This window comes from Streptomyces sp. NPDC058052 (genome assembly GCF_042885515.1).
Taxonomy (GTDB): domain Bacteria; phylum Actinomycetota; class Actinomycetes; order Streptomycetales; family Streptomycetaceae; genus Streptomyces.
The window spans coordinates 159,684-183,524 of record NZ_JBHVRX010000005.1; the positions used below are offsets into that span (position 1 = coordinate 159,684).

Here is a 23,841-nt window from a genome sequence, read left to right on the forward strand (position 1 = left end):
GATGGGTCACGGTCGCGACGACGTCGACGAGCGCCGCCCCGACGATCTGCCGTCCGGTGATCGAGTCCGGCGGCGGACCGACGCGCGTCCTGACCGGCCGGATCCACTCCGTCGGCCCGGCCGCGCGCTTCGGCGCGTTCCGGGGCGCGCTCGACGCCGACGGGCCGAGGGACCTGGATCGGGCCCTCATCCGCAAGCTCGGCCTGTTCTGAGCGGCACGGGGTTGCCACGGACCGGCCGGGATGGGGGAGGATGGCAACATCCGTACGAAGGGAAATTCACGGTGAGCATCGACCCGTCCTCGATTCCGAATTTCGGGGGACAGCCCCAGCCCCAGGCAGGACCGGCGGGCCCCGTCGTCCCCGACCAGGACCTCGTGAAGCAGCTCCTGGAGCAGATGGAGCTGAAGTACGTCGTCGACGACGAGGGTGACCTCGCGGCGCCGTGGGAGGACTTCCGCACGTACTTCATGTTCCGCGGCGAGAACGAGCAGCAGGTGTTCTCGGTGCGCACGTTCTACGACCGTCCGCACGCGGCCGACGACCGCGCCAGGATCCTCGACGCGATCGACGACTGGAACCGCCGCACCCTGTGGCCCAAGGTCTACACCCACCTGCACGAGGAGGAGGACGGCTCCGCCACCCTCCGCCTCATCGGTGAGGCGCAGATGCTGATCGGCACCGGCGTCGCCCTGGAGCACTTCGTCTCCTCCACGGTGAGCTGGGTCCGCGCCTCCATCGAGTTCGACAAGTGGATCGTCGAGCAGTTCGGTCTGGCCTCCCCGGAGGAGAAGACCGAGGACGGCGAAGAGGGCTGACAGCCCCGCCGCGACCGACCGCACAGGAGCCGGGTCCCCCGCGGGGGACCCGGCTTCCGGCGTCTCAGGCCAGCCGCTTGAGCCGGTCGACCGCCTCCTGGAGGACCTCGGTCCGCTTGCAGAAGGCGAAGCGGACGAAGGGCGCGCCGGCCTCGCGGTGGTCGTAGAAGACGGCGTTCGGGATGGCGACGACGCCGGCCCGCTCGGGCAGCGAGCGGCAGAACGCGAAGCCGTCGCCGGAGCCGAGGGGCCGGATGTCGGTGGTGACGAAGTACGTCCCCCGCGGCCGGTAGACCTCGAAGCCGGCCTCCGCGAGCCCGTCGCTCAGCAGGTCCCGCTTGGCCTGGAGGTCGGCGCGCAGCCCGTCGTAGTAGGCGTCGGGGAGGCGGAGGGCCTCGGCGACGGCGTACTGGAACGGGCCGGAGGAGACGTAGGTGAGGAACTGCTTGGCCGAGCGGACGGCCGCCGTCAGCTCGCGGCTCGCGGTGGTCCAGCCGACCTTCCAGCCGGTGAAGGAGTACGTCTTGCCGGCTGAGCCGATGGTGACGGTCCGCTCCCGCATGCCGGGGAGGGTCGCGATCGGCACATGGGCGGCACCGTCGAAGACCAGGTGCTCGTAGACCTCGTCGGTGACGACGAGGAGGTCCCGCTCGACGGCCAGCTCGGCGACGGCGGTGAGCTCGGCGGGGGTGAGGACGGTGCCGGTGGGGTTGTGCGGGGTGTTGAGGAGGATCAGGCGGGTCCGGGGGGTGACGGCGGCCCGCAGCTCGTCGAGGTCGAGGACGTAGCGGCCCTCGTGGGGCCGGAGGGTGACCGGGACGCGGGTGCCGCCGGCCATCGCGACACAGGCCGCGTACGAGTCGTAGTACGGCTCCAGGGCGACGACCTCGTCGCCGGGCTCGACCAGGGCGAGCAGGGCCGCGGCGATGGCCTCGGTGGCGCCGGCCGTGACCAGGACCTCGGTGTCGGGGTCGTACTCCAGGCCGTAGCGGGCGCGCTGGTGGTCGGCGATCGCGGTGCGCAGCTCGGGGACGCCGGGGCCGGGCGGGTACTGGTTGCCGTGGCCGTCGCGCAGGGCCCGTACGGCCGCCTCGCGCACCTCCTCGGGGCCGTCGGTGTCGGGGAAGCCCTGGCCGAGGTTGATCGACCCGGTCCTGGCGGCGAGCGCGGACATCTCGGCGAAGATCGTGGTCCCGAACTCCGCGAGCCGGCGGTTGAGCAGCGGTCGTGTCATGCCGGTCATCCTGGGCCGAAGCTCTGGACTTGCTCAAGTGCGCTTTGGGCGGTGAGCGGGCCGGGAATCCCCGGGGCAGAGGCGGCAGGGAGCCGCCGGACGGGGGAGGACGGCCATGGAGTTCCTGGTCTTCGCGGTCATCGGTGCGGTGATCGTCGGCATGATCGTCTCGGGTGCCACGGGCGGCGGGCGGAAGCGGCGGCGCGGCGGCTGGTCCGACGGGGGGAGCGGCTGCGGCGGATCGAGCTCGTGCGGTTCGAGCTGCGGGGGCGGCGGCTGTGGCGGTGGTGGCGGGGGTGACTGACGGGACGGTTGGGACAACGGCCGCGGTGTGGTGCGGGATTGGCGTCCTGAGCGCTCCTGCCGGTCGTCCGGCGATCGAATCCGCTTGAACAAGTGAACTGTGGGGTCCCCGAAGGGGATGGAAACTACGGCAAGTTGGGTAAAAACGCTGCGAGTCGTCCGGCACACGTGGTTCCCTCGCTCCTGTCAGAGACAGCCCTCGGACCGTGTGTGGACCCGAGTCGGCGATACCCCCACTCCCGCTGAAACCCTCTCCGGGGCGCCCCCGGCCCACCCGCCAAACCGTGTTTGCGGAGCCGACCCATGCTCACCACCCTGAAGACCTCCTACACCGACACCCGCGCGGCCGACCTGGCCTGGGCGCTGGGCCGCGAGCCGCTGCCCGCGCTCGCCGTGCTCGATCTCGAACTCTCCGGCGCCAAACTCCAGTTGCGGCTGCTGGGCGCCTCCCACCAGGTCCTCCTGGAGGAGGAGGGCCGCAGCTGCTCCGAGACCGTCGCCTGCATGCCGGGCAGCAGCACCCCGCTGCCGCTCGGCGTCTCCAAGCGGATCGGCGAATGGGAGTACGAATTCGCGGCCCGCGTCGAGACGCTCACCCAGGGCTCCTTCGCGGGCCGGGCCTCCGAGCTGCTCGCGCTGGTCGCCGACCACCCCCACGGCCTGGCCGGGACGTTCCCCGGTTCGCCGCACGCCTTCACCGCGATGCTGGCGCAGCGTCACGAGGGCCAGGTGCGCTGGCGGACCTGGCACGCCTACCCGCAGGAAGGCCAGCTCGTGGTCACCCGCACCAGGATCGGCGCCCGTATGCCCGCCACGCTCTGAATGCACCCCCAAGAGCCCCAGATGCACTCGTGTGGGTGACAAGGGGCGAAGGGGTCGTGACGTAGCGTTACGGGCATGATCGAGCCGACCGTGACCCTGCCACCCACGAGGGTGCGACGCCGACCGCCGCCGCGGCCGCGCGACACGGTGCGGTGGCCGGTCCTCGCCGTCGTCTTCGTCTGCGCCGCCTGCGGTCTCGTCTACGAGCTCGAACTCGTCGCCCTCGCCTCGTACTTGATCGGCGACTCGGTCACGCAGGCGTCCGTCGTGCTCTCCGTGATGGTCTTCGCGATGGGCCTGGGCTCGCTCCTCGCCAAGCGGCTGCGCTGCCGTGCCGCCGTCGGCTTCGGCCTGGTCGAGGGCGCGCTCGCGCTCATCGGCGGCACCTCGGCCCTGGTGCTGTACGCCTGCTTCGCCTGGTTCGGCGAATCGCGGTGGGTCCTGGTGGCCTTCTCGCTCGCCATCGGGGTGCTGATCGGCGCGGAGATCCCGCTGCTGATGTCGCTCATACAGCGTGCGCCGGGCCGGTCCGTCGGCACCGGCCGGTCGGGCCGGGCCGGCGACCCCGACGACGCGGCCGGCACGGTCGCCGACCTCTTCGCCGCCGACTACGTGGGCGCGCTCGTCGGCGGCCTGGCCTTCCCGTTCCTGCTGCTGCCCTGGCTGGGGCAGCTCACCGGCGCGCTCGTCACCGGCGCGGTCAACGCGGTCGCGGGCGCCGTCCTCGTGCTCTGGCTCTTCCGCCGCGACCTCACCGCCCGTACCCGCGCCCTCGTCGTCGGCGTCAACGTCGCCGTCCTCGGCGTGCTCGCCACCGCCACCGTCCTCGTCGACGACTTCGAGGAGGCGGCCCGCCGCGCCGTGTACGGGGAGCGGGTCCGGGTCGCCGTCCACACCGACCTCCAGGAGGTGGTGGTCACCGGCGGCCGCGAGGGCCCGCCCGACCTCTACCTCGACGGCCGGCTGCGGGTCGCCGGCGCGGACGAGTACCGCTACCACGAGGCCCTGGTCCACCCCGCGATGAACGGTCCCCGCGCGCGCGTCCTCATCGTCGGCGGCGGCGACGGCCTCGCCGCCCGCGAGGTGCTCCGCTACGGCGACGTCCGCTCCGTCACCGTGGTCGAACTCGACCCGGGCGTCGTCCGGCTCGCCCGCACCGACCCCGCGCTCGCCGCGCTCAACGGACAGGCGTTCCGCGACCCGCGGGTGCGGGTGGTCCACGCCGACGCCTTCAACTGGCTGAGGGGCACCGCCGAGCACGTGCAGGAACGGTACGACGTGCTGATCTCCGATCTGCCCGACCCCGGGATCACCCACAGCACCAAGCTGTACGCCCAGGAGTTCTACGGCCTCGCCGCCCGCGTCCTTGGCGACGGCGGCCGGCTCGTCGTGCACGCCGGCCCCGCCACCGACCGGCCCCGCACCTACTGGACCGCCGACGCCACCCTCCGCGCCGCCGGCTACTCCACCCGGCCGTACAGCACCGAGGGCCGCGCCCCCGGCTTCGCCGCCGGCCCCGACCGCGCCGACCGGGACAGCGGCACCCGGCACGACCCCGACGACTGGGGCTTCCTGCTCGCCGTCCGCGGCGCCCGGCCGCCCGTCCTCGGGCTCGCCGCCGACGCGCCCCCGCTCCGCTCCCTCGCCCGCCGCGACCTGGCCGCCGCCGCCCGCCGGGCCGAGCGGACCCGGATCGCCGGGCTGCCGCCGTCCACCCTCGTGCACCCCCGGTACTGCGACTGAGCGGGACCCGGGCGCGGCTCCCGGGACGAACGGGCGACGCCGGGCGCCCCGCTGAGTAGGCTCGGATCCCATGGAGCATGAGGTGTTCGTCCCGGTCCCGGCCGAGGCCCTGCGGGCCACCCTCACCGACCCGGCCAGGGTGGCGCGCTGCGTCCCCGGCTTCCAGCGCGACGTCTCCGAGGCGGCCTCCGGCGCGGGCGAGGACCTCGTCGGGCGGTTCCGGCTCCGGGTCGGCGGCCACACCATCACCTACCGGGGCGGTCTGCGGATCGTCGAACGGGACGGCGCCATCACCTACGAGGGCGAGGGCACCGAGGCGCGCGGCAAGGGCGTCGCCGAGATCTCCCTCACCGTCGTCCTCACCCCGGCGGCCGAAGGGACCGGACTCGGCTTCACCGGCGCCCTGACGGCCACCGGCCGGCTCGCCGAGGAGCCCGAGGAGGCCCGGGACGCGGCCCGCCTCCGGCTCCTGGACGCCTTCGTGGAGGCCGTCGCCGCCCTCGCGGCCGAGACCGCCGCGGAGGCCCCCGGGGGCGACACCTCCTTCGGCACCGGCGCCTTCGACGGCGGCCCCGGCTTCGACGAGGACGTCCTGCCCGAGCCGGCCGCCCCCGCCGCGCCCGTGGAGATCCCCGCCGCGCCCGCGGCCGAGGCCGCCCACGCCCGCCGGACGATGATCGGCCGGAGCGCCGAGGAGGTGGACCACGCGCCGCCGCGCGGCCGGTACGCCCCCGTGCCCGCCCCCGAGCCGAGCGGCGCCGGCGCCACCCTCCGCTGGGTCGCCCCCGCCGCCGCGCTCGCCCTCGCCTCCGCGGTGATCGTCGGACGCGCGCTGCGGCGCCGCCGCTGACGTACTGGCGCCGACCTGCTGCCCCGGCGTACCGCCCCCGGCGTCCTGCCCCCCCCGCCGTACTGCCGACGGCGTGCCGTCGCGGACGCACGCCGTCGAAACGGTCCGATCGACCGGGCCCCAGGACTTAGGGTTCGGGGCGTGAGCAACCTGACGCGACTGACGGCGGGCGACGCCGAGCTGACCATCAACCCCGAGCACGGCGGCCGGATCGAGAGTCTGCGCATCGCCGGCACCGAGGTCCTCAAGCAGGGCGAGCGCTACGGCAGCTTCCCGATGGTGCCCTGGTGCGGCCGGACCAGGAACGGCGTGTTCCGCGACGGGGCCACCACCCACCGACTGCCGGTCAACGCGGACCCGCACGCCATCCACGGCACCGTCCGCGACATCACCTGGACCGTGGCCCGCGTCTCCGCCACCGAGGCCGTCCTCACCTGCGAGCTCGGCGACCCGTGGCCGTACAAGGGCAGGGTCACCCAGGTCCTCGAACTGGCCGAGGACCGGCTGACGCTGCGGTTCGGGGTCGAGGCGTACGACGACTCCTTCCCGGCGCAGGCCGGCTGGCACCCCTGGTTCCTGCGGAACCTCGGCCGGGGCGGCGAGGACGTACGGATCGGCTTCACGCCCGACTGGCAGGAGGAGCGCGGCGACGACCACCTGCCCACCGGCCGCCGCATCGGCCCCACCCCCGGCCCCTGGGACGACTGCTTCGGCATGCCCGGCGGCGTCGACGTCACCCTCACCTGGCCGGAGGAGCTGGAGCTCAGGGTGACCAGCCGCGCCGCGTGGGTCGTGATCTACGACGAGCCCGAGGACGCGGTCTGCGTCGAGCCGCAGTCCGGCCCTCCGAACGGCCTCAACACCCACCCGCACCTGGTCACCCCCATCGAGCCGCTGGAGGTCGAGAGCGTCTGGGCGTGGCGTCGCCCTTAAGCTCGGGGGCATGACTGACGTACGCGCTGAACTGCTCCAGCAGATCAAGGACAAGGCCGTGGTGCACGGCAAGGTGACCCTCTCGTCGGGTCTGGAAGCCGACTACTACATCGACCTTCGCCGGATCACGCTGGACGGCGAGGCCGCGCCGCTCGTGGGTCAGGTCATGCTCGACCTGACCCAGGACCTGGACTTCGACTGCGTCGGCGGCCTCACCCTGGGCGCCGACCCGGTCGCCACCTCGATGCTCCACGCCTCCGCCGCGCGCGGGCAGCGCCTCGACGCCTTCGTCGTGCGCAAGGCGCAGAAGGCGCACGGCATGCAGCGCCGGATCGAGGGCACCGACGTGAAGGGCCGCCGCTGCCTGGTGGTCGAGGACACCTCGACCACCGGAGGCTCCCCGCTGACGGCCGTCGAGGCCGTCCGCGAGGCCGGCGGCGAGGTCGTCGCCGTCGCCACGATCGTCGACCGGGGCGCGGCCGGCGCGATCGCCGACGCGGGGCTCCCGTACCTCACCGGCTACCAGCTCGCGGATCTCGGACTCGCCTGAGGACCGGGCCCGAGGACCGGGCCCGAGGACCGGGCCCGAGGACCGGGCCCGAGGACCGGGCCCGAGGACCGGGCCTGAGGACCGGGCCTGAGGACCGGCGTAACCGCCGCGAAGTCGTGACTTAGGTCCCGGACCCCGGCGAATGCGGTCCTGACCTGCGCTTTTCCGTAAGGGCGGGGTGTTTCACGTGAAACACCCCGCCCTTCGGCATGCGCCGCCCGTGGGAGGCCGCACAAGAGTCTGGAAAGATGGCACCGACGATGACGTCGCCCCTAGGTCAGGGACATAGCAACGCCCACACCCGCACATCACAAGGAGCGGACGAATGCCCATCGCAACCCCCGAGGTCTACGCCGAGATGCTCGACCGGGCGAAGGCTGGCAAGTTCGCCTACCCGGCCATCAACGTGACCTCGTCCCAGACCCTCCACGCGGCGCTGCGCGGGTTCGCCGAGGCCCAGAGCGACGGCATCATCCAGATCTCGACCGGTGGCGCCGAGTTCCTGGGCGGCCAGTACAGCAAGGACATGGTCACGGGCGCCGTCGCCCTGGCCGAGTTCGCGCACATCGTCGCCGCGAAGTACGACATCACCGTCGCGCTGCACACGGACCACTGCCCGAAGGACAAGCTGGACGGCTACGTCCGCCCGCTGCTCGACGTCTCCGCCGAGCGCGTCGCCCGCGGCGAGAACCCGCTCTTCCAGTCGCACATGTGGGACGGCTCCGCCGAGACCCTCGCGGACAACCTGTCCATCGCGCAGGAGCTGCTCGCGAAGGCCGCCGCCGCCAAGATCATCCTTGAGGTCGAGATCACCCCGACCGGCGGCGAGGAGGACGGCGTCAGCCACGAGATCAACGACGAGCTCTACACCACGGTCGACGACGCGATCCGCACCGCCGAGGCCCTCGGCCTGGGCGAGAAGGGCCGCTACCTGCTCGCCGCCTCCTTCGGCAACGTGCACGGCGTCTACAAGCCGGGCAACGTCGTCCTGCGCCCCGAGCTCCTCAAGGACCTCCAGGCCGGTGTCGCCGAGAAGTTCGGCCAGGCGTCCCCGTTCGACTTCGTCTTCCACGGCGGCTCCGGCTCCACCGCCGAGGAGATCGCCACCGCCATCGAGAACGGCGTGGTGAAGATGAACCTCGACACCGACACCCAGTACGCCTTCACCCGTCCGGTCGTGGACCACATGTTCCGCAACTACGACGGCGTCCTGAAGGTCGACGGCGAGGTCGGCACCAAGTCCACCTACGACCCGCGCACCTGGGGCAAGCTCGCCGAGGCGGGCATGGCCAAGCGCGTCACCGAGGCGTGCGAGGCGCTGCGCTCGGCCGGCAAGAAGCTGAAGTAAGCCGTGACCGAAGGGCCCGGCACCCCAGGGGTGCCGGGCCCTTCGCGTACCTGGAGGTAGGGATCGATGTACGACTTCGACGAGGCGCGGGACCGGACGGGCACCTGGTCGGTCCAGTGGGACGGCATCGCGGACCGCTTCGGCGTCTCCGGCCTGCTGCCCTTCACCATCTCCGACATGGACTTCGCCTCCCCGCCGGAGGTCCTCGACGCGCTGCGCGCCCGGGTCGACCACGGCGTCTTCGGCTACACCGACTGGCGGCTCGGCGGCCCCGACGGCTTCCGGGAGGCGATACGCCACTGGTACGCGAGCCGGTACGACACCGCCGTCGACACCGAGGCGCTGGTGTACGCGCCCTCCGTGCTCAACCAGGTCTCCCAGCTGCTGCGGATGTGGACCCGGCCCGGCGACGGGATCGTCACCCACACGCCCACCTACGACGGCTTCCGCAAGGCCGTCACCGGGCTCGGCCGCGAGCTGCGCGGGGTGCCGGTCGGCGACCTCGGCGCGCTGGAGCGGGAGCTGGCCCGGCCGGACAGCACGATGCTGCTGCTCTGCTCCCCGCACAACCCCACCGGGCGGGTGTGGACGGAGGCGGAGCTCACGGAGTTCGCCGCGCTCGCCCGCCGCCACGGGGTGCCCGTCGTCAGCGACGAGATCCACGCCGACCTCACCACCGACGGGCACCGGCACGTCCCCTGGACCCGGATCGCGGAGGCGGGCGGCGACCGGCGCTGGGCGCTCGTCACCTCCGGCACCAAGGCGTTCAACTTCCCGGCGCTCTCCGGCTCGTACGGCTTCGTCGGCGCCCCGGAGGAGCGGGCGGCGTTCGTCCGGCGGATGGAGACCGGCGAGGGCCTCGCCTCTCCGGCCGTCCTCTCGCTCACCGCCCACATCGCCGCCTACCGGCACGGCGCCCCCTGGCTCGACGCCCTGCGCGCCTACGTCGCCGGCACGATGGCGATGGTCGCGGAGCGGATCGGCGCCGGCCTGCCGGGCGTCGTGTGGCGGCCGCCGCAGGCCGGCTACCTCGCCTGGATCGACCTCCGGCCGCTCGGCATCGACGACGACCGGCTCCAGGAGGAACTCGTCCGGACCGAGAAGGTCGCCGTCATGCCCGGCGGCACCTACGGCACCCCCGGCTTCGTCCGCCTCAACGTGGGCTGTCCCCGGGCCAAGGCCGAACAGGGCATCGACGCCCTGGTCAGGGCGGCGGGCCGGCTCCGGACCGCCTGACGCGCGGCCGGGGAGGCGGGGAGCCCGCGTCCGGGGGACCATGCAGGCATGAGTGTGGCTGGGCCCGAGGTGCGGATGGCCTCCGGCACCGGGCGGTGGATCGTCTTCACGACCGTGCTCGGTTCCGGGATGGCGCTGCTCGACTCCACCGTCGTCAACGTCGCGCTGCCGCACATCGGCGAGGACCTCGGCGCCGACCTCGCCGTGCTCCAGTGGACCGTCAACGCCTACATGCTGACGCTCGCCGGGCTGATCCTGCTCGGCGGCTCGCTCGGCGACCGGTACGGACGGCGGCGGATCTTCGTCGTCGGCGTGGTGTGGTTCGCCCTCGCCTCGCTGCTCTGCGGCCTCGCCCCGAACGCCGGCGTGCTCATCGCCGCCCGCGCCCTCCAGGGCGTCGGCGGGGCGCTGCTCACCCCCGGGTCGCTGGCGCTGATCCAGGCGAGCTTCCATCCGGACGACCGGGCCCGGGCGGTCGGGCTCTGGTCCGGCTTCGGCGGCGTCGGGGCCGCGATCGGGCCGTTCGTCGGCGGCTGGCTCGTCGACGGGCCCGGCTGGCGGTGGGTCTTCCTCCTGAACGTGCCCCTCGCCGCGCTCTGCGTGCCGGTGGCGCTGCGGCACGTCCCGGAGTCCCGCGACGAGGCCGCGCACGGGCGCTTCGACGTGCTCGGGGCGGTGCTCGGCGCGGTGGCGCTCGGCCTCGTCACCTACGCGCTGATCGGCGCGGTCTGGTGGGCCGGGGCGGCGGGCGTGCTGGCCGGGGCCGGGTTCGTGGCGGTGGAGCGGCGGCGCGCCGAGCGGGCGATGGTGCCGCCGTCGATCTTCCGCTCCCGGCTCTTCACCGCCGTGAACCTCGTGACGCTCTGCGTGTACGCGGCCTTCGGCGGCTTCTTCTTCCTCGCCGCGCTCCAGCTCCAGGTCGTCTCCGGCTACTCCGCCCTCGGCGCCGGTACGGCGCTGCTGCCCACCACCGTCCTGATGCTGCTGCTCTCCGCGAAGTCCGGCGAGCTGGGGGAGCGGATCGGCCCCCGGATCCCGCTGACCGTCGGACCGCTGCTGTGCGCGGCCGGGATGCTGCTGATGCTGCGGGTGGGGGAGGACGCCTCGTACGTGCGCGACGTGCTGCCGGCCCTCGTCGTCCTGGGCCTCGGCATGACCGCCCTGGTCGCCCCGCTGACCGCGACCGTCCTCGCCTCCGTCGACGTCTCCCGCGCGGGTCTCGCCAGCGGCATCAACAACGCGGCGGCGCGGGCGGCCGGCCTCATCGCGGTCGCGGCGCTGCCGCTGCTGACGGGGATGGGGCCGGAGGTCTACCGGTCGGCGGCGGAGTTCGACGCGACGTTCGGGAAGGCGATGCCGATCTGCGCGGGGGTGCTGGTGCTGGGGGCGGGGCTCGCCTGGTTCACGATGCGGACCCCCGAGGCCCCCGCCTGCCACCCCGGCTGCCGGCACCACTGCGCCGTGACCTCCCCGCCGCTGGACCCGGGGACCCCCTGAACCGGCGGCACGATGCCGCAACGGAGCGGCGGGGGGTGGGGCAGACTGGGGGGATGGCTATGCATGAGAACTTGTTGGGTGGGCCCGCGCCCACCCTGCTGCCCGACGAGCCCGAGCCGCGCGAGCTGCTCGCGCAGGGCACCGCCCCGTCCGACGTCGCCGCGAAGTACCCGACCTCCTCGCTCGCCTGGGCGCAGCTCGCGGACGACGCGTTCGAGGCGGGCCGTGTGGTGGAGTCGTACGCCTATGCCCGTACCGGCTACCACCGGGCGCTCGACGCGCTGCGCCGCAACGGCTGGAAGGGCCACGGTCCGGTGCCGTGGGAGCACGAGCCGAACCGCGGCTTCCTGCGGGCCCTGCACGCGCTGGCGCGGGCCGCGGGGGAGATCGGCGAGCAGGGCGAGTACGAGCGCTGCACGACCTTCCTGCGGGACTCGTCGGAGACCGCCGCCGAGACGCTGGGCTGAGTGGCGTTCCCCCCGGCCGGTACGATCCCCCGGACCGGCCTGAACAGGGGGGAACTGTCGTGGGCAAGCGTGGAGCGCCTGACCGGCGCCGACAGAACCGACATAGCGGGAGGAGCCGCCGCCGCGGGGGGACGCGTGTCACGCGCCGCGGCCGGCTCGTCCTGTCGACCGTGGTCCTGATGGCCGTCTCGCTCGGCGCGGGCGTGGCGCTCGCGCACTTCCGGAGCGAGGGCGGCCTGGGGGACACCGCCGCCCCGGCCCCGGTGTCCGAGGCCCCGCCGTCGCCCGAACCGACGACGGCCTCCCCGACGCCGACCCGCAAGGCCACGCCGAAGCCGAAGCCCACCCCCAAGCCGAAGCCGAAGCCGACCGCCACCAAGAAGAAGCCCGCGACCGTGCCGCAGTCCGGCCCGGGCACCTTCACCACCGCCACCGCCTCCGGCAAGGTCTCCGGCACGAGCGGCACGCTGCGCCGGTACCGGGTGCAGATAGAGCAGGGCGTCGACCTGTCGGCCCGCGGGACCGCCGAGGAGATCGAGGCGATCCTGGCCCATCCGCGCAGCTGGGCCGCGCACGGCCGGGGCCGTTTCCAGCTGGTGGCGTCGAACGCCGACTTCGTGATCCGGATAGCCACCCCCGACACCGCGGACGCGCTCTGCGCCCGGCAGGGCTTCAACACGCACGGTGAGCTGAACTGCGAGACCGCCGACGGCGTCGTGGTGAACCTCAAGCGGTGGATGCTGGGCTCGCCGACCTTCGCGGGGCCGCCGGAGGAGTACCGGCATCTGATCATCAACCACGAGGTCGGCCACGAGATCGGGATCCGGCAGCACATGGGCTGCGGCGGCCCGGGGAAGCCCGCTCCCGCGATGATGCAGCAGATCAAGGGCCTCAACGGCTGTCGGTCGAACGCTTTTCCGTATGACGAAGACGGGCTCTACATCACCGGTCCGATCGTGTCATGATGCGTCTGGGACGGCGCGCGACGACGCACGCCTCCTGAGGGGACCGGGGCTCCCGTGGCGCCTTCCGTACGCAGCGGAGGGACGCACGCGGTGGAGCGGACCGCTACCCGGTAGTTCGTATCGAGGAGACAGAAATGTCGACCTACCAGGGTTCTCCCGATGCCTCCGGAGCCGACGCGGTCACCGACGCGCCGAACCTCGACTTCGCGGGCACCACGCCGTACGAGGACTACGTCCAGGCGGACGTCCTCACCCACCTCCAGCACCTCCGCTCGGACGACCCCGGCGAGATGGTCTTCCTGGTCACCACCCAGGTCATGGAGCTGTGGTTCACGGTCATCGTCCACGAGTGGGAGACCGCGAGCCGCGCCCTGCGCGAGGACCGGATGCCGGTCGCGATCGACGCGCTGAAGCGCTCGGTGCGCGAGCTGGAGGCGCTCAACCACTCCTGGCGGCCGCTCTCCCAGCTCACCCCCGCCCAGTTCAACTCCTACCGGGGCGCGCTCGGCGAGGGCTCCGGCTTCCAGTCGGCGATGTACCGCCGGATGGAGTTCCTGCTCGGCGAGAAGTCGGCCTCCATGCTCGTCCCGCACCGCGGCGCGCCCCGCGTCCACGCCGAGCTGGAGAAGGCGCTGCACGAGCCGAGCCTGTACGACGAGGTGCTCGCCCTCCTCGCCCGGCGCGGCCTGCCCGTCCCGCCGTCCGTCCTCGCCCGCGACCTCACGCAGCGGTACGAGCCGTCGGCGCAGGTCGAGGCCGTGTGGGCGGGGCTCTACGCGGAGCCCGAGGCCGACGGCAACACCGAGCTCGTCCGCCTCGGCGAGGCGCTCAGCGACGTCGCCGAGCTGGTGTGGCGCTGGCGCAACGACCACCTGGTGGCGACCCGCCGCGCGATGGGCGCGAAGACCGGCACCGGCGGCTCCGCGGGCGTGGCCTGGCTGGAGAAGCGCGCCCAGAAGAACGTGTTCCCCGAGCTCTGGACGGCCCGCAGCCATGTCTGACCTGCAGCAGGAGGCCAAGCGCCTCGACGCCGCCGACCCGCTCGCCGGCCACCGGGCGAAGTTCGCCCTCGACGACGCCACCGTCTACCTCGACGGCAACTCGCTCGGCGCGCTCCCCGCGCACGTCCCCGCCCGGGTGGCCGACGTCATCGGCCGCGAGTGGGGCGAGCTGCGGATCCGGTCCTGGGACGAGTCGGGCTGGTGGACCGCCCCGGAGCGGATCGGCGACCGGATCTCCCCGCTCGTCGGCGCCGCCCCCGGCCAGATCGTGGTCTCCGACTCGACCAGCGTGAACGTCTTCAAGGCGGTCGTCGCGGCGGCCCGTCTCGCGGGAGAGGGACGCGACGAGATCCTGGTGGACGCGTCGACCTTTCCCACGGACGGGTACATCGCCGAGTCCGCCGCGCGGATGACCGGTCACCGGATCGTGGCCCTCGACCCGGCCGACATCCCCGCCGCGGCGGGCGAGCGGACGGCGCTCGCGCTCGTCAACCACGTCGACTACCGGTCCGGGCGGCTCCACGACCTGCCCGGCACCACCGCCGCCCTCCACGCGGCGGGCGCGCTGGCCGTCTGGGACCTGTGCCACAGCGCCGGCGCCCTGCCCGTCGGCCTCGACGCGCACGGCGTCGACCTGGCCGTCGGCTGCACCTACAAGTACCTCAACGGCGGCCCCGGTTCGCCCGCGTACCTGTACGTCGCCGAGCGGCACCAGGACCGCTTCGACTCGCCGCTGCCGGGCTGGACCTCGCACGCCGACCCCTTCGGGATGACCCCCGGCTACCGGGCCGCCGACGGCGCCGTCCGGGGCCGCGTCGGCACCCCGGACATCCTGTCCATGCTGGCCCTGGAGGCGGCGCTCGACGTGTGGGACGGGGTCGCGATCGACGCCGTCCGCGCCAAGTCCCTCGCCCTCACGGACTTCTTCCTGGAGTGCGTGCGGGCGTACGTCCCCGAGGGCCGGGTCACCCCGGTCACCCCGGAGGCGCACGGCGAACGCGGCAGCCAGGTCGCGCTGCGCTGCGCGGACGCGCCCGCCGTCATGGCCGAGCTGATCGCGCGCGGCGTGGTCGGCGACCTGCGCCGCCCGGACATCCTGCGGTTCGGCTTCACCCCGCTGTACGTCGGCTACGCGGACGCCGAGCGCGCGGCCCGCGTCCTCGCCGACGTCCTCGCCGGGGCGCCGGACGCCGGCTAGCCGGTGCCCGACCGGACGGACGGGCGCCCCCCGTCCGTCCGGCGCACGGGGCGGACCGCCGGCGGCCGGTCGACGGCAATCGACCGGTGGCAGGCGGCCGGTGACCGGCCGTCAGGTCGGATCATCACCTGATCGGCGGGGGCCGGGACCCTGATACGGTCCCCGCAGGTCAGGCCAATTCGGCCCCGTCACCGAGAGGTTGGAACCCCATGCCGGACCCCGCCGCGCGCGACGCCGCCGAAGAGGCATCGGCCTTCTCGCACCCGGCCGTCCCTCCCGACGCCACCGCCGCGTACGGCGAACACCCCGACCAGATCATCGACTTCCACGCCCCCCGGGACGAAGGCGACGGGCGTGCCCCGCTCGTCGTCGTCCTGCACGGCGGCGCGTGGCGGGCCCCCTACGACCGGCAGCACATCAGCCCGTTCGCCGGATTCCTCGCCCGCCGCGGCTTCGCCGTCGCGAGCGTCGAGTACCGGCGCGGCCCCGGCCTGCCCCACCAGGGCGGCACGGCCCCGGTCGCCGGCCGCTGGCCGGAGACCTTCGACGACGTGGCCGCCGCCCTCGACGCGCTGCCCGCCCTCGCCGCCGTCCACCTGCCGCGGGCCGACCCGCACCGCACGGTCCTCACCGGGCACTCGGCCGGCGGCCAGCTCGCCCTGTGGGCCGCCGCCCGGCACGTGCTGCCGGCCGGCTCCCCCTGGCGGCTGCCCGCCCCGCCCGCGCTCCGCGGGGTCGTCGCCCTCGCCCCGATCGGGCACTTCGAGCGGGCCCGCGAGCTGGACGTGTGCGGCGGCGCGGTGGTCCAGTTGCTCGGCGGCGAGGAGGCGTACGAGGAGCGGGCCGCCGCCGCCGACCCGGCGCGGCTGCTGCCCACCGGCATCGCCACCGCCCTCGTCCAGGGCCGCGAGGACCTCACCGTCCCCGCCGAGGTCGCCGACGCGTTCGTCGAGGCGGCGGCGAAGGCGGGCGAGACGGTCGGCCTGACGCTCCTGGAGGACATCGGGCACTTCCCGCTGATCGACCCGGCGGCCGACGCGTGCGCGGTGGTCGCGGAGGAGATCGCCCAGCTCGCGTACTGAACGGAAGCCGGAACGTAGTACTCAAGGGGGACGGCCCGGGATCCGTATCCAGCCGGACGCGGGCCTCCCCCCGGTGTCCGTACCGTGGTCGGCGTGAACCCGACACAGACCCCCGACACGGGCAGCCGCAGCCCCGAGCTCCGCATGACGCTGGACGCGCTCGGCGGTCTGCGCGCGGACCTCGCCGGCGATGCCCTCTCCTACCGCCCGCTGCCCCGGCTCGCGCCGGACAGCGCCGCCCTGCGCTTCCTGCCCCGGCGGCTGCGCCCGCACGCCGGGCTGCTGCCGCACGCGGCGATCGGCTTCCTGGCCGCGGTGACCTTCCTCCTCGGCGTCGACGGCGGCGGCGACCGTGCGCCGACCGCCCTCGTCACCTGTGTGGTGCCGGCGGCCGCCGTCTTCCTCACCCTGATCCGTCCCGCCACGGCCTTCTGGCTCTCGATAGGCTCCACGCCCTTCGTCTCCTATCTGAGCGGGTACGACGGCTGGCCCTGGACGCCGAACTCCTTCGCCGCCCACCTCTTCGTCCTGGTGATCGTCGCCCTGCGGACCGGACCCAGGGCCGCCGCGTGGATGTGGCTGATCACCGCCGCGTACGCCACCTTCACCTCCTTCTTCCTGGGCATGTCCGCGGGGTACGGCTCCAACGGCGCCGAGATGCTCTTCTTCTCCGCGCTCTTCCTGCTGGTCATCGCCGTCGTCCAGATCCGGCGCGAGGCGGACCGGGAGGTCACCGCGCAGCAGACCGTCACCGCCGTCGAGCGCTCGAAGCGGACCCTCCTGGAGGAGCGGACCACCATCGCGCGGGAGCTGCACGACGTCGTCGCGCACCACATGTCGGTGGTGGCCATCCAGGCCGAGGCCGCGCCCTACCGGGTGGAGAACCCGCCGCCGGAGCTGGAGCAGGCGTTCCGCACCATCCGGGAGAACGCCGTCGCCGCCCTCACCGAGCTGCGCCGCATCCTCGGCGTCGTCCGCGCCGAGGACTACGAGGCCCCCGACGCCCCGCAGCCGACCCTCGCCGACCTGCACGGGCTGGTCGCGAACGTCCGGGAGGCCGGGCTCGACGTGTCCATGGCGGTGACCGGCGCGGTGCGCGAGCTGCCGCAGGGCGTGGAGCTCTCCGCGTACCGGATCGTCCAGGAGGCCCTGTCCAACGTGCTGCGGCACGCGCCCGGGGCCGACGCGAAGGTGGAGGTCAGCCATGTGCTCGGCGGCCTCGGGCTGAGGATCGCCAACGGGCCCGCGCGCGGTCTCGTGAAGCCCTCCCCCGGCGCCGGCCACGGCATCACCGGCATGCGGGAACGTGTCACGATGCTCGGCGGGGAGATGACCGACGGGCCGACCGACGACGGCGGCTACGAGGTCGCCGTCTTCGTCCCCGTCCAGCGCGAAGGGACCGACCAGTGATCAAGGTGCTGATCGTCGACGACCAGATCATGGTCCGCGAGGGCTTCTCCGTGCTGCTCGGCGCGATGCCGGACATCGAGGTCGTCGGCGAGGCCGTCAACGGCCGGGAGGCGATCGCCCAGGTCGCCGCGCTCCGCCCGGACGTCGTCCTCATGGACATCCGGATGCCCGAGCTGAACGGCATCGACGCCACCCGGGAGATCGTCGCCGCCGACGCGGACGCCAAGGTGCTCGTCCTGACCACCTTCGACCTCGACGAGTACGTGTACCAGGCGCTGCGCGCCGGTGCCTCCGGCTTCCTCCTCAAGGACGCCTCCGCGCGGCAGCTCGCGGAGGGCGTCCGGGTCGTCGCCGCGGGGGAGGCGCTGCTCGCGCCGACCGTCACGAAGCGGCTCATCACCGAGTTCGCGAAGTCCGCCGACGCCGCGCCGAAGGCGCCCGCCGTCGCCCAGATCGGCGAACTGACCGAGCGCGAGACGGAGGTCCTGGTGCTGATCGCCCAGGGGCTGTCCAACCAGGAGATCGCCGAGCACCTGGTCGTCGCGGAGTCGACGATCAAGACGCACGTCAGCCGGATCCTGGTGAAGCTGGGCCTGCGCGACCGCACCCAGGCGGCGGTCTTCGCCTACGAGGCACGCCTGGTCCAGGTCGGCCGCTAGGCCGTCCCTTCCGGATCTCACCGGGCTCGCGGCGCGGGCGGTTCCTTCCGGACCGCGCCGCGAGCCCGGCCCGGTCCGGAAGAGACGGCCCGGGGGGCGGTACGGCGGTAGCGTCCGTGCCATGGACGCCGTCGCCGCTTTCGATCCCTGGTCCCCGGAGTTCGTCGCCGACCCCTATCCGGCCTACGCGGAGCTGCGTGCCGCCGGCCGCGCCCACTGGTACGGGCCGACGCGGCAGTGGCTGATCCCGCACCACGAGGACGTGTCGGCGCTGCTGCGGGACCGGCGCCTGGGCCGGACGTACACCCACCGGTTCACCCACGAGGAGTTCGGGCGCGAGGCGCCGGACGCGGCCCACGAGCCCTTCCACACCCTCAACGACCACGGGCTGCTCGACCTGGAGGGCGCCGACCACACCCGGATCCGGCGGCTGGTGTCGAAGGCGTTCACGCCGCGGACGGTGGAGCGGCTGGCCCCGACGGTACGGGAGCTGGCCGCCGGCCTGGTCGGCGAGCTGGTCGCGGCGGGCGGCGGCGACCTCCAGGCGGCGGTCGCGGAACCGCTGCCCGTCGCGGTGATCGCCGCGATGCTGGGCGTCCCGGAGGAGGACGAGGAGCGGGCCATGCTGCGGCCCTGGTCGGCGGCGATCTGCGGGATGTTCGAGCTGAACCCGTCGGAGGAGACGGCCCGGCGGGCGGTCTCCGCCTCGATCGAGTTCTCCGGCTATCTGCGGGAGCTGATCGCGCGGCGGCGGGCCGACCCCGGCGACGATCTGATCTCGGCGCTCATCGGGGTCGAGGAGCTGACCGAGCAGGAGATGATCTCCACCTGTGTGCTGCTGCTGAACGCGGGGCACGAGGCGACGGTGAACACCACGGTGGGCGGGGTGTGGACGCTGCTGCGGCACGGGCGGTGGGGGGCCGTGTCCCCGGAGCCGGAGAAGTTGTCCACAGCTGTGGACGAACTGCTCCGCTACGACACACCGCTCCAGATGTTCGAGCGCTGGGTCCTCGACGACATCGAGGTCGGCGGGACCGTGATCCCGCGCGGCTCGGAGATCGCGCTCCTCTTCGGCTCCGCCAACCGGGACCCGGGCCGCTTCGGGCCCACCGCGGACGACCTCGACCTCGCCCGCGCCGATAACCCCCACGTCACCTTCGGCGCCGGCGTCCACTACTGCCTGGGCGCCCCGCTGGCCCGGCTCGAACTCACCGCGGTCTTCGCCGAGCTGATCCGGCGCGCGCCCGGCCTGCGGCTCGCCGCGGAACCGGTGCGCACGCCGGGCTACGTCATCCGGGGCTTCGGCTCCCTCCACGTGGAGGTCTGAGCCGCCCGCGTCAGACCTGGAGGTCGCGGCGGCGCAGCGCCGCCAGGCCGGCGGCGGTGAGGGCGGCCGCCAGGGCCGTCAGGGCGAGGACCGGGCCCCAGGCCGCCCCGGGGCCGGGGAGCTTCGGGAGGTGGGCGAAGGGGGAGACGTCCAGGAGGGCCTGGGGGAGGTCCAGGGCCGGGCCGATCCAGCCGAGGGCCAGGCACAGCCCCGCCGCTCCCCATCCCGCGGCCGCCGCCCGCGGCACCGCGCCCCACAGCAGGGTCGCCACGCCGGCGAGGGTCCAGACGGCGGGCAGCTGGGCGAGGGCGGCGCCGAGCACGGGTCCGTGCGAGCCCCCGTGGCCGAGGGAGAGGCCGAGGCCCGCCGCGAGGAGGATCAGCGCGGAGCCGGCGTACGCGGGAAGCAGGTGTCCGGCGGCCCAGCGGAGCCGGCCGAGGGAGCCCGCGAGCAGGGGTTCGGCCCGCCCGGAGGTCTCCTCGCCGTGGGCCCGCAGGACCGCGCCGACCGCGTACAGCGAGGCGAGCATCCCGAAGAGGGAGACCATCGTGGCGAGGAAGGCGTCGGTGAGCGCGGTCTGGCCGCCCATCCGCTCGAAGATCTCGCGGGCCTTCTCGTTCTCGCCGACGATCTCCGCCGCCCCCTCGGCCATGCCGCCGAAGACGAGCCCGCCGAGGAGGAAACCGGTCCCCCAGCCGGCGAGCGCGCCGCGCTGGAGCCGCAGGGCGAGGGCGCCGGCGCCGGAGAGGCGGCCGGCGGCGGGGCCGGGCCGGGTGGCGAGGAAGGACGCGCCGACGTCGCGGCGGGCGGCGAGTCCGTACGCGAGGACCGTCTGGACCAGGACCGCGGCGGCGATCAGCAGCAGCACCCACCAGCGTTCGCCGCCGTAGGCGCGGACGTTCCCGGCCCAGCCGACGGGGGAGAGCCAGGTGAGGACGGAGTCTCCGGAGGCGTCCCCGGAGTCGCCCGCCGCGCGGAGCGCGAACGCGAGGCCGAGGACGCCGCCGGCGATGCCCTTGGCGAGCCGGGCGCTCTCGGTGAGCTGGGCGGCGAGCGCGGCGACGGTCGCGAAGACCATGCCGGTGCCGCCGACGGCGAGGCCGAGGGCGAGCGCCCCGGCGAGGCCCTGGCCGGCGAGTCCGGCGACGATCAGGAGGGCGGTGGCGGCGTTGACCGTCAGGGCGGCGAGGAGCGCGGAGGTGAGCGGCGCGCGGCGGCCCACCGCCCCGGCGGAGAGCAGTTCCTGACGGCCCGTCTCCTCCTCCTCGCGGGTGTGCCGGACGACGACGATCAGGCTCGCGACGGCCGCGAGGACGGCGGCGAAGGTACCGAAGCGCCAGGCGACGAGCCCGCCGAGGGAGTCGGAGAAGACCGGTCCGTAGAGGGAGCGCATGGAGCTGTTGGCGGTCATGGAGGCGGCCAGTTCGGCGCGGGCGGCGGCCGTTCCGTAGAGCCCTTCCAGGGAGCCGGGGCCGGAGGCGACGAGGCCGCCGGTGACCAGGGCCCAGAGGGGGATGGCCAGCCGGTCGCGGCGGAGCGCGAGCCGGGTGAGGGTGCCGGTGCCGGCGAGCGCGGTCATGAGGCCACCTCGGTGTCCGCGTAGTGGCGGAGGAAGAGCTCCTCCAGGGTGGGCGGGGTGCTGGTGAGCGAGCGGACGCCGGCCGCGAGGAGGGCGGCGAGGACCGGGTCGAGCTTGTCGGTGTCCACCTGGAGCCGGACCGTGCGGCCGTCGACGTGCAGGTCGTGGACGCCGGTGAGGCGGTCCAGGCCCTCGGGGGCGCCGGCGAGTTCGGCGGTGACGCTGGTGCGGGTCAGGTGGCGCAGCTGCGCGAGCGAACCGGACTCCACCGTGCGGCCCTTGCGGACGATGCTGACCCGGTCGCAGAGGGTCTCGACCTCGCTGAGGATGTGGCTGGAGAGGAGGACGGTCCGGCCCCGGTCGCGGGCCTCGCGGACGCAGTCCTGGAAGACCTCCTCCATCAGCGGGTCGAGGCCGCTGGTGGGCTCGTCGAGGACGAGCAGCTCGGCGTCGGAGGCGAAGGCGGCGACGAGGGCGACCTTCTGCCGGTTGCCCTTGGAGTAGGTGCGGCCCTTCTTGGTGGGGTCGAGTTCGAAGCGCTCGACGAGGTCGGCGCGGCGGGCCGGGTCGAGGCCGTGGCCGCGCAGCCGCCCGTACAGGTCGATGACCTCGCCGCCGGAGAGGTTCCGCCAGAGGGTGACGTCGCCGGGGACGTACGCGAGGCGCCGGTGGAGGGCGACGGCGTCGGCCCAGGGGTCGCCGCCGAGCAGCCGGACGGTGCCGGCGCCGGCGCGCAGCAGTCCGAGGAGGACGCGGATCGTGGTGGACTTGCCGGCGCCGTTGGGTCCGAGGAAGCCGTGGACCTCGCCGGTGGCGACGGTGAGGTCGAGTCCGTCGAGGGCGTGCGTGCGGCCGAAGGACTTGTGGAGTCCGGCGACGCTGATGGCGTTCGTCATGCTTCGGAACGTACGCTCATTTCACAAACTTGTGAAGTTAAGGAACCGTAAAAAGAGACGGTATACAGTCGGAGCATGACCACCACCGAGGACACCACCGGTGACACCGCCCGCGAGGACGCCGTCTCCCGCTTCGTGGAACGCTTCGCCGCGGAGATGACCGAGGCCGGCATGCAGCGGATGGCCTCCCGGGTCTTCGCCGCGCTGCTCGCCTCCGAGACCGCCTCGCTCACCTCGGCCGAGCTCGCCGAACAGCTCAGGATCAGCCCGGCCGCCGTCTCCGGCGCCATCCGCTACCTCACCCAGGTCGGCATGGTCGCCCGCGAGCGCGAACCCGGCACCCGGCGCGAGCGGTACGTGCTCCACAACGAGATCTGGTACGAGACCTTCACCCGCCGCGACCAGGTCCTCCTCCGCTGGGAGAAGGTCCTGCGCGACGGCTCCGGCACCCTCGGTCCGGACACCGCCGCAGGCGCCCGCACCGCCGAGACCGCCGACTTCTTCGCCTTCCTCCAGGAAGAGATGATCACGATGATGGACCGCTGGCGCGAGCGGAAGGCGACCCGCGCGGGCGGCCGGGAGGCTCAGCCCTGAGGCCCGGGCCCCGGCACGGGGCCCAGCAGCCCGGCCAGGTCCTCCAGCAGCGCCGCGCCGTCCGCCGTACCGGCCTCCAGGTACGGCCCGGCGGGCCACAGCGGCCGCCCGCCGTGCCAGGCCACCACCACGGGGTCCTCCGCGTCCGTCCCGTCCCGGTCCAGCCACCCGCGCAGCTCCACCGTCCCGGACGGCTCCACCGGCCGCTCCGGGGGCAGCAGCGGCAGCACCCCCTCGGGCCGGTCGTCCGGCCCGCCGTGCGCGGGGAAGAGCACCAGCGCCACGTCCTCGCCGACCGGCGCGGGCACCAGCGCGTACCGCCGCTCGACGGGTACGGGGGCGAGCGCGGCCCGCACCAGGAGCCGCACGACGGGAAGCCCCCGGCGCCACACCTGGGCGGAGGCCCAGAGGGTCCAGGCCGTGGCCACGGCCGTCAGGACCACGCCGCTCGTGGGCGTCCCGGCCGACTCCGGGTCGGGCCAGATCACGTCCAGGGACAGCAGCCCGCCGCACGTCGCGAGGACGATCAGGCCGTACCCCATCTGGGGCAGCCCCGCCACCCGCCGCAGCGACCGCACCCGCCACCACGGAACCGCCCGCGGGTCCGCCTCCGGACGGCGCGGACGCCTCCGGCGCGGCGGCACCGCCGCCCAGGACCCGGCGTGGGCGGCGAACCGGGCGTAGGGCGGGGCGGAGGTCTCCGGAGCGGCGGCGGTCGTGCCGGGCGCGGGGTGCGGCTGCGCCGGGGTCGGCAGGGCCGTGAGGCCCGCCTCCTCGGCCAGGACCAGCAGCCGTCGCCGCGCGGCCGTCCCCCGGACCGGCGCGGCCCGGAAGAGCGGGCCGCCGCCCGGCGCCGCGAGCACCCCGCCCTTCCCGGGGCCGCCGCACCACCACAGCACGCCCGCCGGGGCGGGCCGGACCTCCTGCCAGCGCGACCGGCTCGCGATCACCCGCAGCGGCCACACGCCCTCGCCGTCCGGGGCCGCCAGGACGACGGCCTCACCGCTCCAGGCGCGGGCCACCGCCGTCGCGGGGTGCGCCGACCACGGGCCGGCGGAGAGGATCCGGCGGAAACGGCGGGCGTAGGGGAACCGGACGAGGCCGAGGAGGAAGGCCGTCGCCCCGCCGACGCAGACGAAGCCGGCCACGTCCTGTGCCCACGGCGGGTCCTCGGGGAACACGGCGACGCCGGCGAGGGCGAGGACCGCGAGGGCGAGTCCCCCCGCCGTCAGCAGGACGCCCCCGCGCCGGTACCTCCTCAGCTCCTCCGCCGTCCCCGGAAGGTCCAGCGCGCACACCCCGGTCACCTCAGGCCCCCCGGCCACGTCCA

24 protein-coding genes are annotated in these 23,841 nt (G+C 74.3%); 20 read left to right on the forward strand and 4 right to left on the reverse strand.

Annotated elements, in window-relative coordinates; translation table 11 throughout:
- Nucleotides 1-56 precede the first annotated feature (56 nt).
- Together ACFVU3_RS09580 and ACFVU3_RS09585 are read left to right on the forward strand one after the other, a co-directional pair.
- Nucleotides 57-212, forward strand: a complete 156-nt coding sequence (locus ACFVU3_RS09580) for a hypothetical protein (RefSeq protein WP_390065148.1) — start codon at nt 57-59, stop codon at nt 210-212.
- 71 nt (nt 213-283) lie between these two features.
- Nucleotides 284-817 carry a YbjN domain-containing protein gene (locus ACFVU3_RS09585; RefSeq protein ID WP_390065150.1) on the forward strand — a complete coding sequence of 178 codons (534 nt, stop codon included), beginning with the start codon at nt 284-286 and terminating at the stop codon, nt 815-817.
- Between the two features lie 64 nt (nt 818-881).
- On the opposite strand, the gene ACFVU3_RS09590 is transcribed toward ACFVU3_RS09585, so the two are convergent.
- The gene (locus tag ACFVU3_RS09590; protein WP_390065152.1) at nt 882-2,060 is read right to left on the reverse strand and encodes a pyridoxal phosphate-dependent aminotransferase; all 1,179 of its coding nucleotides are present in this window, start codon (nt 2,058-2,060) and stop codon (nt 882-884) included.
- Between the two features lie 106 nt (nt 2,061-2,166).
- Here ACFVU3_RS09590 and ACFVU3_RS09595 point away from each other — a divergent pair, with 106 nt between their 5' ends.
- The 17 genes from ACFVU3_RS09595 to ACFVU3_RS09675 all read left to right on the forward strand — a co-directional run bounded on the left by ACFVU3_RS09595 (nt 2,167) and on the right by ACFVU3_RS09675 (nt 19,442).
- Nucleotides 2,167-2,355: a hypothetical protein gene (locus ACFVU3_RS09595; protein ID WP_390065153.1), complete on the forward strand. Its 189-nt coding sequence runs from the start codon at nt 2,167-2,169 to the stop codon at nt 2,353-2,355.
- Nucleotides 2,356-2,657: 302 nt separating this feature from the next.
- Nucleotides 2,658-3,176, forward strand: coding sequence for a DUF2617 family protein (locus ACFVU3_RS09600; RefSeq protein WP_390065154.1), 519 nt, complete (start codon nt 2,658-2,660; stop codon nt 3,174-3,176).
- A 75-nt stretch (nt 3,177-3,251) separates the two neighbouring features.
- Complete coding sequence (locus ACFVU3_RS09605) at nt 3,252-4,919, forward strand: polyamine aminopropyltransferase (RefSeq protein ID WP_390065155.1); 1,668 nt, start codon at nt 3,252-3,254, stop codon at nt 4,917-4,919.
- Between the two features lie 70 nt (nt 4,920-4,989).
- Nucleotides 4,990-5,769: an SRPBCC family protein gene (locus ACFVU3_RS09610; RefSeq protein WP_390065157.1), complete on the forward strand. Its 780-nt coding sequence runs from the start codon at nt 4,990-4,992 to the stop codon at nt 5,767-5,769.
- A gap of 141 nt (nt 5,770-5,910) precedes the next feature.
- Complete coding sequence (locus tag ACFVU3_RS09615) at nt 5,911-6,702, forward strand: aldose 1-epimerase (RefSeq protein ID WP_390065158.1); 792 nt, start codon at nt 5,911-5,913, stop codon at nt 6,700-6,702.
- Between the two features lie 10 nt (nt 6,703-6,712).
- Nucleotides 6,713-7,252: an orotate phosphoribosyltransferase gene (gene pyrE / locus ACFVU3_RS09620; protein WP_390065159.1), complete on the forward strand. Its 540-nt coding sequence runs from the start codon at nt 6,713-6,715 to the stop codon at nt 7,250-7,252.
- 325 nt (nt 7,253-7,577) lie between these two features.
- Nucleotides 7,578-8,600, forward strand: a complete 1,023-nt coding sequence (gene fbaA, locus ACFVU3_RS09625) for a class II fructose-bisphosphate aldolase (RefSeq protein WP_390065160.1) — start codon at nt 7,578-7,580, stop codon at nt 8,598-8,600.
- A 66-nt stretch (nt 8,601-8,666) separates the two neighbouring features.
- Nucleotides 8,667-9,836, forward strand: a complete 1,170-nt coding sequence (locus ACFVU3_RS09630) for a MalY/PatB family protein (RefSeq protein ID WP_390065161.1) — start codon at nt 8,667-8,669, stop codon at nt 9,834-9,836.
- A 48-nt stretch (nt 9,837-9,884) separates the two neighbouring features.
- Nucleotides 9,885-11,333, forward strand: coding sequence for an MFS transporter (locus tag ACFVU3_RS09635; protein ID WP_390065163.1), 1,449 nt, complete (start codon nt 9,885-9,887; stop codon nt 11,331-11,333).
- 53 nt (nt 11,334-11,386) lie between these two features.
- Nucleotides 11,387-11,800: a DUF3151 domain-containing protein gene (locus ACFVU3_RS09640; protein WP_390065164.1), complete on the forward strand. Its 414-nt coding sequence runs from the start codon at nt 11,387-11,389 to the stop codon at nt 11,798-11,800.
- Between the two features lie 179 nt (nt 11,801-11,979).
- On the forward strand, nt 11,980-12,765 hold the full coding sequence (locus ACFVU3_RS09645; RefSeq protein WP_390065165.1) for a DUF3152 domain-containing protein: 786 nt from the start codon (nt 11,980-11,982) through the stop codon (nt 12,763-12,765).
- A 134-nt stretch (nt 12,766-12,899) separates the two neighbouring features.
- A complete protein-coding gene (locus ACFVU3_RS09650) occupies nt 12,900-13,766 on the forward strand; it encodes a tryptophan 2,3-dioxygenase family protein (RefSeq protein WP_390065166.1) in 867 nt (288 codons plus the stop codon).
- Nucleotides 13,759-14,964: a kynureninase gene (gene kynU, locus ACFVU3_RS09655; protein WP_390065168.1), complete on the forward strand. Its 1,206-nt coding sequence runs from the start codon at nt 13,759-13,761 to the stop codon at nt 14,962-14,964. Before ACFVU3_RS09650 ends, kynU begins: the two co-directional genes overlap by 8 nt.
- A 209-nt stretch (nt 14,965-15,173) precedes the next feature.
- Nucleotides 15,174-16,046, forward strand: coding sequence for an alpha/beta hydrolase family protein (locus tag ACFVU3_RS09660; RefSeq protein ID WP_390065170.1), 873 nt, complete (start codon nt 15,174-15,176; stop codon nt 16,044-16,046).
- A gap of 84 nt (nt 16,047-16,130) precedes the next feature.
- Nucleotides 16,131-17,456 (forward strand): sensor histidine kinase, encoded by a 1,326-nt coding sequence (locus ACFVU3_RS09665; protein WP_390065171.1) that lies wholly within the window; start codon nt 16,131-16,133, stop codon nt 17,454-17,456.
- Complete coding sequence (locus ACFVU3_RS09670) at nt 17,453-18,115, forward strand: response regulator (protein WP_390065173.1); 663 nt, start codon at nt 17,453-17,455, stop codon at nt 18,113-18,115. Before ACFVU3_RS09665 ends, ACFVU3_RS09670 begins: the two co-directional genes overlap by 4 nt.
- Before the next feature lie 121 nt (nt 18,116-18,236).
- Entirely contained in the window at nt 18,237-19,442 is a 1,206-nt protein-coding gene (locus tag ACFVU3_RS09675) for a cytochrome P450 (protein ID WP_390065175.1), read from the forward strand.
- 10 nt (nt 19,443-19,452) lie between these two features.
- On the opposite strand, the gene ACFVU3_RS09680 is transcribed toward ACFVU3_RS09675, so the two are convergent.
- Nucleotides 19,453-21,021, reverse strand: coding sequence for an ABC transporter permease (locus ACFVU3_RS09680; protein ID WP_390065176.1), 1,569 nt, complete (start codon nt 21,019-21,021; stop codon nt 19,453-19,455).
- Entirely contained in the window at nt 21,018-21,917 is a 900-nt protein-coding gene (locus ACFVU3_RS09685) for an ATP-binding cassette domain-containing protein (RefSeq protein ID WP_390065178.1), read from the reverse strand. Before ACFVU3_RS09685 ends, ACFVU3_RS09680 begins: the two co-directional genes overlap by 4 nt.
- Nucleotides 21,918-21,992: 75 nt before the next feature.
- On the opposite strand from ACFVU3_RS09685, the gene ACFVU3_RS09690 reads away from it, so the two are divergent.
- Nucleotides 21,993-22,511 carry a GbsR/MarR family transcriptional regulator gene (locus ACFVU3_RS09690; protein WP_390065180.1) on the forward strand — a complete coding sequence of 173 codons (519 nt, stop codon included), beginning with the start codon at nt 21,993-21,995 and terminating at the stop codon, nt 22,509-22,511.
- Here ACFVU3_RS09690 and ACFVU3_RS09695 read toward each other — a convergent pair.
- Nucleotides 22,502-23,836, reverse strand: a complete 1,335-nt coding sequence (locus ACFVU3_RS09695) for a hypothetical protein (RefSeq protein WP_390065182.1) — start codon at nt 23,834-23,836, stop codon at nt 22,502-22,504. The two genes, ACFVU3_RS09690 and ACFVU3_RS09695, sit on opposite strands and share 10 nt — an antisense overlap.
- Between the last annotated feature and the right edge of the window lie 5 nt (nt 23,837-23,841).